Origin of the sequence: Collinsella sp. AF15-51, assembly GCF_003462845.1 — a bacterium.
Classification (GTDB): Bacteria; Actinomycetota; Coriobacteriia; order Coriobacteriales; family Coriobacteriaceae; genus Collinsella.
On the sequence record NZ_QRYG01000030.1, the window covers coordinates 1 to 12,700 of the forward strand.

Consider the following 12,700-nt stretch of genomic DNA (forward strand, 5'->3'; position numbering starts at 1 on the left):
CGCCGAATGCTCGCCATCGAAATTTATCGATGGCCTATTTCAGACTGTAATGGACGTTCTTGAATGGCTAGTCGTTTAAGAACGTCCCTAAGTGCCAACCAAGGCAACGCCGCAGGTAGAGGACGGACAGCGAGCGACGTCCAGGGCGAACAAGTTGGCATGAAAAAGGCAAGACATAGACCTTCTGGTCATGCCTTACCTTTTGAATGACAAATTGTCGCCCTGGGCGGCGCGCAGCGTCGAGCCGTTACGCGGTTCGTAGAACCGCGTAACTAGTTAGCACATCTTTGCGCCGGCGGGGATGGAAGCGTCGAGCTGAATCAGATTGAGGCGCTCCTCGCCCTCCTCCTCGTGAATAGCGCTGATCAGCATGCCGCAGCTGGGAATGCCCATCATCTTGCGCGGAGGAAGGTTGGTGATGGCGAGCAGGGTCTTGCCGACCAAGTCCTCGGGCTCATAGTATTCATGGATGCCGGAAAGGATGGTGCGGTCGGTACCGGTACCGTCGTCGAGCGTAAAGTTCAGCAGCTTCTTGGACTTCTTGACGGCTTCGCACGCCTTGACCTTCACGGCGCGGAAATCGTTCTTGGAGAAGGTATCAAAGTCGACAAACTCCTCGAACAGCGGCTCGACGGCGATCTTAGAGTAATCGAGCGTAGGCTTGAGCGATTTGACGAACGGGCTCGAGGCGTTGCCGGCCTCGGCGGCCTTGGCGGCAGCAGCACCGGACTGGAAACCCTTCTCGGGCTTCATGTGCGGGAACAGCAGGACGTCGCGGATGGAGGCCTGGTTGGTGAGCAGCATGACCACGCGGTCGATACCGATGCCGATGCCGCCCGCGGGAGGCATGCCGTACTCGAGGGCGCGCACGTAGTCCTCGTCGTACTCCATGGCCTCGTCGTCACCGCCAGCCTTCTCGGCCATCTGAGCGGCAAAGCGCTCGGCCTGGTCGACCGGGTCGTTGAGCTCGGAGAACGCGTTAGCGTACTCGTGACCGGCGATAACCAGCTCAAAGCGGTGCGTCAGACGCGGGTCGTCCTCAAAACGCTTGGCAAGCGGGCTGACCTCGATGGGGTAATCGCACACGAAGGTCGGGTTGACGATGGTGTCCTCGCCCAGCTCATCGTAAATCTCGGCGATGATCTTGCCAGCAGTCCACTCGGGCTTGATCTCCAGGCCCTTCTCGCGCGCGGCGGCAGCAAGCTCCTCGACCGGCGTGTCGATGGTGACTTTCTTGCCGAGCACGTCAGAGACAATATCAGTCATGGGGCGGCTTGCCCACTCACCGGAAAGATCGATGGTCTGGCCCTGGTACTCGATGACCTCGGGGTTGCCGATGGCCTTGTTGGCAGCCTTGATGACGCCCTGGGCAAGCGCCTTCATGCCCTCGAGATCGGAGAAGGCACGGTAGGCCTCCATCGTGGTGAACTCGGGGTTGTGGGTGAGGTCCATGCCCTCGTTGCGGAAGATGCGGCCAATCTCGAACACGCGCTCAAAGCCGCCGACGATGCAGCGCTTGAGATGCAGCTCGGTAGCAATGCGCAGATAGCACTCCTGGTCGAGCGCGTTGAAGTGCGTGATGAACGGCTTAGCCGTGGCGCCGCCCTGGATAGTCTGCAGGATGGGGGTCTCGACTTCCATGTAGCCGTCGGACTCCATGAAGCGGCGGAAGGTGGAGAGAATCTGCGAACGCTTGCGGAAGGTCTCGCGGACATCGTCGTTGGCGATCAGGTCGACGTAGCGCTGACGATAACGGGTCTCCTTGTCGGAAAGACCGTGGAACTTCTCGGGCAGCGGACGAACGGCCTTGGCAAGCAGGGTCGCGCTCTTAGGGGCAACGGAGAGCTGGCCGCGCTGGGTGCGCACAACCACGCCGGTCACGCCCAGGATGTCGCCCAGGTCGAGGGACTTGAGCGTATTCCATGCAGCCTCGTCCATGTCGTTGATGCGGCAGAACAGCTGAATCTCGGCAGTCGCATCGCGCACGACGATGAACATGATCTTGCCCTGACCGCGCTTGGCGACCACGCGGCCGGCGATCTTCACGACGTCCTCGGTGTCCTCGCCATCGGCAAGCTCGGCGTACTTAGCCTCGATATCGGCAACGTAGTCCTCAAGCTCAGAGTGCTCGGGATAGGGGTTCTGGCCCGCCTCGAACAGGGCGGCGCGCTTGGCCAGGCGGGTGGCGCGCTCGTCGTTGAGCGTCGATGCCTGATCTGCGGCGTTCTGGTTCTCTGCCATAAGTTAGCTCCTCAAACTAAAACGCTCCCCAGGATTCGGTCCCAGGGAGCGAAAACATACCTTTACGCGGGACCGTGGTCTAGCGTGCAATCTTGGCGATGGTGTAGACGCGAGTCTTGCCGGAAGGCGTAACGACCTCGACGGAGTCGCCCTCGCCGTGACCGATGATGGCGTGGCCGACCGGAGACTCGTTGGAAATCTTGTGCTCGAGCGAGTTGGTCTCGGTGGTACCGACGAGCGTGACTTCCATGACCTCACCGTTGGGATCAATCAGAGAAACGGTGGAACCGATGGAGACGGTCAGATCACCTGTGGTGGCAGCAACCTGAGCGTTGGCAAGGATGGCCTGGATCTCGGCAATACGAGCGGCGTTCTGGGCCTGCTTGTCCTTGGCGGCATCGTACTCGGAGTTCTCCGAAAGGTCGCCGAACGCGCGGGCTTCCTTGATGTCCTCGACGATCTCCTTGGCGTAATCGCCCTCACGCCAAGCGAGCTCCTCGACGAGCTTCTGGCGGCCCTCAGCGGTCAGTACGATCTGGCTTGCGTCCATACGGATATCTCCCCAACTCTGATCAAACAATCAACTGTCAACAAAACGAAAAAGACCGGCTAGCCTGCGGGCAAGCCGGTCAGGTGCTCACCCCAAAGGGATGGGACTACTCTGCGTCCGCGTCGCTGTCCCCTGCCTGCTTCTTCTTGGCAGCAGCGAGCTTGGCCTCGAGCTCAGCGATCTCCTTGTCCTCCTCGGACTGCTCGACCACGACCTCCTCGGCCTGCTTGGTCTCGGCCTTATCGTCGCCCTCCATACCCTCGCGGATATTCTTGACGGTAGAGCCGAGGGACTTGCCGAGCTTCGGCAGGTTCTTGGGCCCGAAGATAATCAGGACAACGACGAGAATAATGATGAGCTCAGGAGCCCTCAGTCCAAACATGTAGACCTCCACAATACAGCGAGACAAGCTCGAATGAGTATACCGCGGGTATCGCGGTATCACAACAATAGCTAAAAAAAGGGACCGCAAGAAGCGGTCCCTCCTCATGCTCTGGTCGGGTTGACTGGATTTGAACCAGCGACCCCTGCGTCCCGAACGCAGTGCTCTACCAAACTGAGCCACAACCCGTTAGCTCGACTATAGTAACAAAGATTTCCGTCGTGTGCTAGAGAAATTTTTACTTCTTTGGCACTTCGATGCGAACCGTGTTGGGAATGAGCTCCGTCGCGCAGGACCACCAGCCGTTTTGCAGGGCAGCGTCGGCAAGCCTTTCGGCCGTGGCGGCGGTGTCGCAAATGGCAAATGAGCAGGCACCCGATCCGCACACATCTACAGCAACGGTGCCGTCCTGTTTACGCAGCCAATCGAGAACCGTTTGAATCTGCGGCTCCATCTGTGCGGAAATGACACCTAGGTTGTTATGGATGAGCGCATATGCCGTCTCGGCATCACCAGCATGCAAGGCAGAAGCTATCGCGCCGGGCTTGTCTGCAGGCACCGGAGCCTCGTCAAAACGTCGATAGGCTTCAATTGTTGAAACGCTTGCCTCGCGCGGCTTGACCAACACGACGGGCGTTGCGGGCAGCGCGGGATACTCAGTTGCCAGCACGTCTCCCCCACCTACGTAGAACGCAAGGCTCGCGTGCAAAAAGAACGGGACGTCAGCACCAATACCCCGCGCAATGTCGTCGAGCGCGGGGTCGGTGCGATCAATTCCCCAGAGCTCCGCCAAGGCGACAATGACCGCGGCCGCGTCCGTCGAGGGGCCGCCCAAGCCGGCGCACAATGGAATGCGCTTCTCAATCGTCACGCAGATGTTTGCCTCGCAACCATAATGCTCGGCCATAGCAACCGCAGCCCGATACGCCGTATTCTTTTGCATGGGAAAATCTGATGCCGGAACCGTCTGGACGGTCAGCGCCTGCGCCGGCGCGACCGTCACGGAATCGGAAAGACCGACGGCTGCCATCAGGGAATCGACCCTGTGGTAGCCGCGGTCATCGCGCTCGGTATGAACCCCCAGGTAGAGGTTAATCTTTGCCGGCGCGGAAAGAGTCAGGGACCGATCGGTCACCGTTAGTGCTCCTCGAGCTGATTGCCGAGCGGGGTAAAAATGTGCTCACCGCTCTCGGGGTCGAACAGCTCGACCTGCCCGGTGAGGACATCGATATACTGGTAGGACTGACGCGACTTGCGGCCGCGACGTTCGTCAACCTCGACGATAAAGACGGCGGGGTGGACGCTCTTGATGGTGCCCATGCGCTCGACGACGCGGGTGCGGCCCATGTTGGCCTTCACCTTGACGCGATCGCCCACCATATCGGTCAGCTTCTCGTGGATGTCGTCGACGTGATTGACTTCCATCTCTTCCATGAACAGGGCCTCCAGAAGGTGCAATTCAAAAAGGGGATAATACCCCTAAGATAGACAAAACTCTAATACTATAGCACCCTGTTGCGACCACGCGCAAGTAGCTAATTTGGCTACTTACAGATTGTCGGTATCGAGGACGATGGTGAATGGGCCGTCGTTGACGAGGTCGACTTTCATATCGGCGCCAAAGATGCCATGCGCCACGTGTTCGACATCTTGACGAACGAGCGTCAGGAAGTACTCGTAGAGCTCGTTGGCGACATCGGGGGCGCCGGCATCCGTAAACGATGGGCGGCGGCCGTGACGGCAATCGGCGAACAGCGTGAACTGCGACACTACGAGAACCTCGCCGTCGACATCGGCAAGTGCCAGGTTGGTCTTGCCGTTCTCGTCCTCGTTAATGCGCAAGCCGCGGAGCTTGCCCCACAGCTTATCGGCCTCGGCGCGCGTGTCGCCGTGGCCCACGCCCAGCAGCACCAGATAGCCGCGCCCAATTTTGCCCACGCACTCGCCGTCGACCGTCACGCCGGCGTTGAGTACGCGCTGCACCACCGCACGCACGGCCTACTCCTCGCCCGTCAGTTTGGCGGACAGATGCTCGAGCGCGTGGAAACGATGGCTGATGGCGTTCTTCTCGTCCGCCGTCAGCTCGGCCATGGTCTTGCCCGGCGTGTCGACCGGCAGGAACAGCGGGTCATAGCCAAAGCCGTGATCGCCGCGGCCCTCGTGTGCGATAACGCCCTCGCAGGCGCCCTCGCCATAGGTGACCAGACCATCCGTGTCGATAAGCGCAACGACGCTCATAAAGCGCGCGGTGCGGTCCTCGTCCGCCACGCCTTCCAGGTTAACGAGAAGCTTGGCGTTGTTGGCGGCATCGTCTCCGTGCACGCCCGCATAGCGCGCGCTATACACGCCCGGCTCGCCGTCAAGCGCGTCGACGACCAAGCCAGAATCGTCGGCGATGGCCATGAGCCCCGTCTCTTCGACGGCAGCCTGCGCCTTGATGATGGCGTTCTCCAAAAACGTCGTGCCGTTTTCCTCGGGGTCCTCAAAATCGCCCAGCTGGCCGAGCGCCACAAAGCGAACCTCGGGCATGACCTTGCCTAAAATGGCCTCGATCTCGGTGAGCTTATGGGCGTTGCCCGTTGCCACGACAATGGTCGCCGCCGGGTCGAGGGTGTCGATGTCGATCTTCTCAAGTGCCATGAGTGGTCTCCTTGTCTCTATAGCAATGCCGCGCCGAGGGCGACGAGGGCCTCCGCCTCTCCCCTCTCAATCAACGGCAGTCTTATACTTCGACGTTTTCCCAGATAAAACCTGCCAAAATAAACCTGTCCCTTTTTGGCAGGTTAGGCGATGGCTTGGCGCTGAAGCTCGATGAGCTCGGCGATGCCTTTGTCGCCCAGGTCGAGCAGGGCGTTGAGGCGCTTACGGTCAAAGGGCGCCTGCTCGCCAGTGCCCTGGAGCTCGATCATCTCACCGGTGTCGGTGGCGACGAGGTTCATGTCGACTTCGGCATGGCTGTCCTCGGAATAATCGAGGTCAAGCAGCGTATTGCCGTCGACAACGCCCATGGAGATTGCAGCCACCTGGCCGGTAAGCGGGATGCGCTCGATCTTGCCCGCCTCGACCCACATGGCGAGGGCGTCGTGCAGCGCCACCCAGGCGCCGGTGATGCTCGCTGTACGCGTGCCGCCATCGGCCTGAATCACATCGCAGTCGACGGTGACGGTGTACTCGCCGAGCGCCTTCATGTTGACGACGGTACGCAGGCTGCGGCCAATGAGGCGCTCGATCTCCATGGAGCGACCCTTGCGGTTGGCGTGCTCGCGCTTGCAGCGCTTGCCGGTCGACGCCGGCAGCATGGCGTATTCCGCGGTCACCCAGCCGACCTTAGCTCCCTTTCGCCAGCCCGGCACGCCCTCCTCGATTGTGGCGGCGCACAACACGCGCGTGTCACCGAACTCGGCAAAACACGAGCCGTGGGCGTGCTTCATGACGCCACGGGTGAGCTTAACGGGGCGCAACTCGTTGGCGGCGCGACCGTTGGCGCGGTTGACCTGCATGTACTCCATAGAAAAATCCTTTCGGCAAAAGGTGTGGCGAAGGCTCTGACGGCGGCCTTACATCTATTTCAGCTCATCGATATCGATATGCTCAATGCTCTTGAGCGGCTGACCAAAGATAAAGCTGCCCGCCACCGCAAACTCGGCAATGTTATCGGCCGTCGTGGCAAAACGATGCTGCGGCTCGGCGGCGACGCCCGCCAGCTGCTCGCGGCGCGTGAGGATATCGGTCAGCTCGCGCGTGGTCTCCTCGGCGGAACTCACGACGCGTACCCCAGGCCCCAGCGCATGGCGGATAGGTCCCACCAACAGCGGAAAATGCGTACAGCCGAGCACCACGGTATCGATACCGTGGTCGCGCAGTGGCTCAACCGTGGCACCCACCAGCGCACGCACGGCAGGCGTATCGAAGATGTCCTCGTTCTCAAGCCACTGCTCTTGCAGATGCGCACCCGAGGCGAGCTCGTGTTCGACAACCTCGACAAAGCTCGAGGCGGGGCAGCCGTATACGTCGACGCCGGCATCTAGGTCCTGAATGGCGCGCGTGTAAGCGCCCGAGCGAATGGTGAGGTTGGTGGCGAGCACGCCCACGCGACGCGTGCGGGTGCTGTTGATTGCCGCACGGGCACCCGGCGCGATCACGCCGATCACGGGAACGTCGAGCACCTGCTGGGCCAGACGCAAGGCCGCAGCTGTCGCCGTGTTGCAGGCGATGACCATAATCTTGACGTCGTGCTTCGACAGCCAACGGCCCGCCTGCAACGCAAACGAGCGCACCTCATCCTCGGTGCGCGTGCCGTAGGGGCAGCGTTTGGTGTCGCCGAAGTAGTAGACGGACTCGCGCGGCAGCACCGTCGCGATGGCGCGCGCAACCGTCAGACCGCCCAAACCAGAATCGAACACGCCAATCGGGCGCGTGTCGCCTGTCGGATTCTCGATATCGGACATTACCTCACCAGTCTCTCTCGAAAAGACATGTCCAAGTGCGGCGACGCCGCGCTACGAACGCGCCGCGACCAGCAGCTCTGCCGTCGCCGCCCAACCGTCGACAATTTTGCCGCGCGTAACGAAAGCGTTCTCGCAAGCAGCCAGGAACTCGGGCGCACCGGCGCTCGTCAGGCCATTCTCGACCAGGCAGAACGTGCCCACGTGATCGGCCATGTAGAAGTCGGACTCGGAATCGCCGAGCGCGAGCGTCTCCTCGCGCTCGATCCCCAGGTGCTCGCAGAAGCGCGCGATGGCAACGCCCTTGTTGAGGCCGGCGGGATTGATGTTAAACGCGCGACCGTCCTCGACGCGATCGAGCTCGAGCGTCGTCGGCTTGGACAGATGCGTCAGGTGACCGTTACAGGCCCACACCAGGCCGCAGCCGGCCTCGTCCAGGATGGCCTGGACCTCATTGTCGGGCACATCGCCGCGCATGCCGACGGTGACCTCGCGGTACTTGTAGCCGGTCGACATGTCGTTGTGATACTCGATCTTGTGCGGCCAGCGGGCAAGAATCTTCTCGCACACGCCGGTCTGCTCGATCACCTGGTGCGGAGTAAGGCCGCAGGCGGGGTCGTAAGGCATGTCGCCAGTCAGATACTCCCAATCGTTGGCTTTGAGGTCGTACATGACCAGGCCGCCCATCTCACCAATGTAGGAGTTGAGGCCGAGCACGCGCGCGTCCTCGTGGATCATGGTACGGTTGCGGCCCGAGGTGGGAACCACCTGAATGCCAGCGCGAGCGAGCGCCACGACGGCCTCGACGAGTTTGGTCGAGGGGTTGTCGTCGTTGTCGCGCAGCACGCACGAGCCGGGCGCGAGCATCGTGGCATCCAGGTCGGTAAAGACGTACTTGACCTTGGCCAAGCGCTCGCGCATCTCGCCCGAAAGCTCGGCAACGGTCGGCAAGGTGTTGTGGGACATGGTTACTCCGTTTACGTAGAAGGGTTTGGACTTGGACGGCATGTTTTGATTGAGGGAACACGCTTATGGCGACAGCGCACTCAGGGCGCCGCCGCCATCATGGTTCATTAGTCAAACTGGGTAACATCGATCAGGCGATTGGCCAGCGAAAGGTCGCTCTCGATGGGCACGAACTCGTCGCCCACGTGCATGAGCTCCTCGTCACCCTTTGCCAGCAGCAAGACAATGGTGGGAGCATCGGGGTTGACGTACTCCTCGCGCGCCGCCTTGAACGCCGCATGCACAGCGGCTTCGCGGTCGAGGATGATCTTGTTCGGCGTATCGTCGGGAACATGCTCGGCAAGCTCGCGACAGACCTTCATCGGGTCCTCGTGAGCTGGATCCTCGTTCGTAAAGATCATCAGGTCGGAATACGGTGCGGCCTCGCGTGGCAATTGCTCGCGGCGCTCCTGCGCCTTGCCGCCGGCGGCGCCAAACAGCGCAATGACGGGGCTAGCGGGAAACGCGCGCTTGACCGACGAGAAAAGCGAACGGAACGAAAGCTGGTTGTGCGCATAGTCAACGACGCAGATCACGCGGCCGTCCTTCGACTCCACGACCTCCATGCGGCCCGGCACACGCAGTTTGGAGAGGCCCTTCTTGATAGCCTCGATACCGATGCCGATCTCGCGCGCAGCGGCGATAGCGACCAGCGCGTTTTCCACGTTAAAGTCGCCCGCGATACCCAGCAGGACCTTCTCCCCCGCCTCGGGCTCGTCGGCGCTCATGCCGTGCAAGTTGAACTCGATGTTAAAGCCGAGCATGCGGACATCGCTCGCCCACAGGCTTGCCTCGGGATGCTCGACGCCAACGGTCACCAAGCGCTCGGCCGTCGACGCTGCCTCTAGCACACGGTCAACCTCATCGGTGCCCAGATTCACCACGGCGGTCTTTGCCTGGTCAAAGATCCTAAGCTTGCTCTCAAAATAATCCTCAAACGTGGGGTGTTCGATCGGCGAGATGTGGTCGCGGCCGATGTTGAGGAAGCACGCCACGTCAAACGGCAGATTCTCGACGCGTTGGTACTTGAGCGCCTGGCTCGAGACCTCCATGACCATGGACTGGCGACCGGACGTGCGGCAGTTGGCGATATGGCGCCAAACCTCGGGGGCCTCGGGCGTGGTGTTGGTGCTCTCGTAGCACTCGATACCATCGTCGGTACTCACCGAGCCGATCATGCCGCAGGACTCGCCCGCCGCCTTGATGATGGACTGGAGCATAAAAGCGGCCGTGGTCTTTCCCTTGGTGCCGGTGATGCCCACGATCTTGACGTCGTGGTCGGGACGGTCGTAGACCTCCGGCGGCAACAGGGCCATGGCCGTGCGAACACTATCAACAACCAGCATCGCAGCACCGCTCTCCTGCGCCAGCGGCTCCAGAGACTCGACCAGCGACTCCTCGCACACAAATGCGACGGCGCCCGCATCGAGCGCCATGCTCAAAAACGCGGGCTTAAAGGCAGCACCTTTGCAAAAGAATACGTCACCTGCCGAGACCGCGCGCGAATCAAACGAGCAGCCGGTCACGGCGCGCTCGTCAACCTGCTCTGATGCGCGCAGCTCGCCGCACACATCGAGAAGCTTGGCAAGCGTATCGACCGTGGTCACGGTCGCGGAATCCGAATGGTGCATCTTTCACCTTTCTCAGCCATTTGGCAGGGACGGTTTTATAGTAACTGAAACGCACCCACGCAAAAACGGCTCCCGGAGGAGCCGTTACGCGCAGGCGTTCGTAAGCCGAGGCTAGGCAGCCTGAACAGCGGGCTGGTCCTCGTCGATAAAGAAGCGCTTGTACCACACTAGGAACACGAGCGGCGTATAGATCTTGCGCTGGAAATCGCCCTTGCCCGCAAAGTGCAGATCGAGCAGGTGCATGAGCTCGTCGGTATTGAAGAACTCGCTTGCCCACGGCGCGGTGAAGTACTCCTTGACATAGTCGTACCACTTTTGCTCGCGCAGCCAGTAGACAATCGGCACCGGGAAGCCCACCTTGGGACGGGTGGCCCACTCATCGGGCAGCGACTTGTTGGCAGCGTGGCGGAGTACCTGCTTGTTGCCGTTCTCGTTGATGCGGTAGCGATCGGGAATGTGCTCGGCGAACTCCATGACTTTGCGGTCCAGGAAGGGCACGCGCAGCTCCAGCGAGTGCGCCATGCACATCTTGTCGGCCTTGAGCAGAATGTCGCCCGGGAGCCACATGTTCATGTCCAGGTACTGCTTCTTGACCAGTTCGGGCTGACCCTTCACGCGTGCGTAGATGGGTGCAGCGAGCTCAAAGGCGCCATCGCCGGTGTTGTACTCGGGCTTGAGCACGCCGTCGACCTCGCGCTCCGGCCATACCAGAGCCTGTCCCAGGAACGACTTCTCAGGGATCTCGGCACCCTTGACCAGGAAGTTATGGCCCTTGAAGTACGGCATATGCAGCGCCAGGTTACCGAGCGCGCGACGGATGGGCAGCGGCACCATCTTTTTGTACTTGCGGACTGGGACCGTGTCCTCGTAGTAGGCGTAGCCGCCAAAGAGCTCATCGGCGCCTTCGCCCGAAAGCACGACGGTGACGTCCTTGCGGGCCATCTCGGCCAAGAACCACAGCGGCACGGAAGACAGGTTGGACTGCGGCTCGTCCATGTGATACTGGATGTCCTCGAGTGCGCCAAAGAACTCGTCGGCGGTGATCATCTTGCGAACATTCTCGACGCCGAGCTTGTCGGAAAGTTCCTTGGCGTAGTTAGTCTCGTTGAAATTCTTGTAATCGAAGCCCACCGAGAAGGTCTTGTCGGGCATGAGGCAAGCGGCGATGTAGCTGGAGTCGACGCCACCGGAGAGGAACGACGCGACCTTGACGTCGGCGATGCGATGGGCCTCGACGCTCTCGTGCACGACCTCATCCAGCTCGTCGACGTACTCCTCGAACGGCTTCTCGACGGCAGAGTAATCGCAATCCCAATAGCGCTCGATGTTCATCTTGCCGGTCGGGATGTCTACGGTAAAGTAATGCGCCGGCGGCAGCTTGTAGACACCCTCGAAGAAGGTCTCCTCGGTTGCCGAATACTGCAGCGTCATGTACGGACGCAGGGCCTTTTTGTTGACCGCCTTGTGGAAGTGCGGGTAGTCCAGGAAGCTCTTGATCTCGGAACCAAAGAGCACGCCCGGAGCGCCGTCACCCGCATCGGCCATGGGATAGTAGTAGAGCGGCTTGATGCCAAAGATGTCGCGGGCGCCAAAAAGCTTGTTCTTCTTCTTGTCCCAGATGACGAAGGCGTACATGCCGCGCAGGCGATCGAGTACGGCCTCGCCCCACTCCTCGTAGCCGTGCAGGAGGCTCTCGGTGTCGGCTCCACAGTGGAACTTATAGCCCTTGGCCTCGAGCTCGGAGCGAAGCTCCTGGAAGTTGTAGATCTCGCCGTTGAAGACGATAACGACGCTGCCGTCCTCATTGGCCATGGGCTGAGCGCCAGCCTCGGTCAGGTCGAGGATCGACAGGCGGCGGAAGCCCAGGGCAACGCGGCCCTCGATAAACTGGCCGCCCATGTCGGGACCACGATGGACGATGCGGTCCATCATCTTGGTGAGCACCTCGGATTGGTTATCCGTCCCACCGACAAAACCGACAAAACCGCACATATACTATCCCCTCTGCTGTTGCTGGGCATCAAATCGAATCAGTAGCTTTTGAGTATACCCGAGGGCGTAAAGAGGGGCGGAATGTTCAGGCAATCTCAACTGAATCAGCTCCGCTGTGACACGCGCCGGTTACCTTTAATGGATATGAGGTGAATGGGGCGATTGTTTTGCTATACTCTCTCCGCACGGGCGATTGGCGCAACGGTTAGCGCAGGTGCTTTACACGCACAAGGCTGGGGGTTCGAATCCCTCATCGCCCACCATTGAATTGGAAACGGTCCTCGCAAGGGGACCGTTTTTGTTTGGGCCCAGCGCATGGGATTCGAACCCGACAGGGTGCGAAGCTGAGGAAACGCGAAGCGTTTTCCAGCGCAGCACGCGAGGGCCGCAGGCCCGAAGCGAAAGCGGGCGGCGTCAGCCGCACGCGACATCCCTCATCGCCCACCACTGATTT

The 12,700-nt window shown here is 60.8% G+C and carries 12 protein-coding genes and 2 tRNA genes; 1 reads left to right on the forward strand and 13 read right to left on the reverse strand.

The window, feature by feature from the left end; translation table 11 throughout:
- Positions 1-276: 276 nt before the first annotated feature.
- The 13 genes from lysS to asnB form a co-directional block, all read right to left on the reverse strand.
- On the reverse strand, positions 277-2,241 hold the full coding sequence (gene lysS / locus DWW51_RS09815) for a lysine--tRNA ligase (RefSeq protein WP_117774373.1): 1,965 nt from the start codon (positions 2,239-2,241) through the stop codon (positions 277-279).
- A 79-nt stretch (positions 2,242-2,320) separates the two neighbouring features.
- A complete protein-coding gene (gene greA / locus DWW51_RS09820; protein ID WP_006234960.1) occupies positions 2,321-2,791 on the reverse strand; it encodes a transcription elongation factor GreA in 471 nt (156 codons plus the stop codon).
- Between the two features lie 106 nt (positions 2,792-2,897).
- A complete protein-coding gene (gene tatA, locus DWW51_RS09825; RefSeq protein WP_197032256.1) occupies positions 2,898-3,173 on the reverse strand; it encodes a twin-arginine translocase TatA/TatE family subunit in 276 nt (91 codons plus the stop codon).
- 112 nt (positions 3,174-3,285) lie between these two features.
- Positions 3,286-3,362 (reverse strand) — tRNA-Pro (locus DWW51_RS09830).
- A 49-nt stretch (positions 3,363-3,411) separates the two neighbouring features.
- Positions 3,412-4,308, reverse strand: a complete 897-nt coding sequence (gene ispE, locus DWW51_RS09835; protein ID WP_117774375.1) for a 4-(cytidine 5'-diphospho)-2-C-methyl-D-erythritol kinase — start codon at positions 4,306-4,308, stop codon at positions 3,412-3,414.
- 2 nt (positions 4,309-4,310) lie between these two features.
- Positions 4,311-4,607, reverse strand: a complete 297-nt coding sequence (locus tag DWW51_RS09840) for a Veg family protein (protein WP_006234957.1) — start codon at positions 4,605-4,607, stop codon at positions 4,311-4,313.
- 114 nt (positions 4,608-4,721) lie between these two features.
- On the reverse strand, positions 4,722-5,168 hold the full coding sequence (dtd, locus tag DWW51_RS09845) for a D-aminoacyl-tRNA deacylase (protein ID WP_089572532.1): 447 nt from the start codon (positions 5,166-5,168) through the stop codon (positions 4,722-4,724).
- 3 nt (positions 5,169-5,171) lie between these two features.
- Positions 5,172-5,813 (reverse strand): RdgB/HAM1 family non-canonical purine NTP pyrophosphatase, encoded by a 642-nt coding sequence (gene rdgB, locus DWW51_RS09850; protein WP_022094898.1) that lies wholly within the window; start codon positions 5,811-5,813, stop codon positions 5,172-5,174.
- A 143-nt stretch (positions 5,814-5,956) separates the two neighbouring features.
- Positions 5,957-6,682 carry a ribonuclease PH gene (gene rph / locus DWW51_RS09855; protein ID WP_117774376.1) on the reverse strand — a complete coding sequence of 242 codons (726 nt, stop codon included), beginning with the start codon at positions 6,680-6,682 and terminating at the stop codon, positions 5,957-5,959.
- Between the two features lie 54 nt (positions 6,683-6,736).
- A complete protein-coding gene (gene murI / locus DWW51_RS09860; protein ID WP_117774377.1) occupies positions 6,737-7,621 on the reverse strand; it encodes a glutamate racemase in 885 nt (294 codons plus the stop codon).
- A gap of 51 nt (positions 7,622-7,672) precedes the next feature.
- A complete protein-coding gene (locus DWW51_RS09865; RefSeq protein WP_117774378.1) occupies positions 7,673-8,584 on the reverse strand; it encodes an HAD family hydrolase in 912 nt (303 codons plus the stop codon).
- A gap of 107 nt (positions 8,585-8,691) precedes the next feature.
- Positions 8,692-10,254, reverse strand: coding sequence for a Mur ligase family protein (locus DWW51_RS09870; RefSeq protein ID WP_117774379.1), 1,563 nt, complete (start codon positions 10,252-10,254; stop codon positions 8,692-8,694).
- Positions 10,255-10,365: 111 nt separating this feature from the next.
- Positions 10,366-12,246, reverse strand: a complete 1,881-nt coding sequence (asnB, locus tag DWW51_RS09875; RefSeq protein WP_117774380.1) for an asparagine synthase (glutamine-hydrolyzing) — start codon at positions 12,244-12,246, stop codon at positions 10,366-10,368.
- A gap of 187 nt (positions 12,247-12,433) precedes the next feature.
- Between asnB and DWW51_RS09880 the strand changes: the two genes are divergently transcribed.
- Positions 12,434-12,509 (forward strand) — tRNA-Val (locus tag DWW51_RS09880).
- The last annotated feature ends 191 nt before the right edge of the window (positions 12,510-12,700 follow it).

Excerpts from the sequence above, each read along its gene's own strand:
- DWW51_RS09840 (WP_006234957.1), bottom strand. The coding sequence starts at position 4,607 with ATGGAAGAGATGGAAGTCAATCACGTCGACGACATCCACGAGAAGCTG.
- rph (WP_117774376.1), bottom strand. The coding sequence starts at position 6,682 with ATGGAGTACATGCAGGTCAACCGCGCCAACGGTCGCGCCGCCAACGAG.
- DWW51_RS09870 (WP_117774379.1), bottom strand. The coding sequence starts at position 10,254 with ATGCACCATTCGGATTCCGCGACCGTGACCACGGTCGATACGCTTGCC.
- murI (WP_117774377.1), bottom strand. The coding sequence starts at position 7,621 with ATGTCCGATATCGAGAATCCGACAGGCGACACGCGCCCGATTGGCGTG.
- rdgB (WP_022094898.1), bottom strand. The coding sequence starts at position 5,813 with ATGGCACTTGAGAAGATCGACATCGACACCCTCGACCCGGCGGCGACC.
- asnB (WP_117774380.1), bottom strand. The coding sequence starts at position 12,246 with ATGTGCGGTTTTGTCGGTTTTGTCGGTGGGACGGATAACCAATCCGAG.
- DWW51_RS09865 (WP_117774378.1), bottom strand. The coding sequence starts at position 8,584 with ATGTCCCACAACACCTTGCCGACCGTTGCCGAGCTTTCGGGCGAGATG.
- greA (WP_006234960.1), bottom strand. The coding sequence starts at position 2,791 with ATGGACGCAAGCCAGATCGTACTGACCGCTGAGGGCCGCCAGAAGCTC.
- tatA (WP_197032256.1), bottom strand. The coding sequence starts at position 3,173 with ATGTTTGGACTGAGGGCTCCTGAGCTCATCATTATTCTCGTCGTTGTC.
- lysS (WP_117774373.1), bottom strand. The coding sequence starts at position 2,241 with ATGGCAGAGAACCAGAACGCCGCAGATCAGGCATCGACGCTCAACGAC.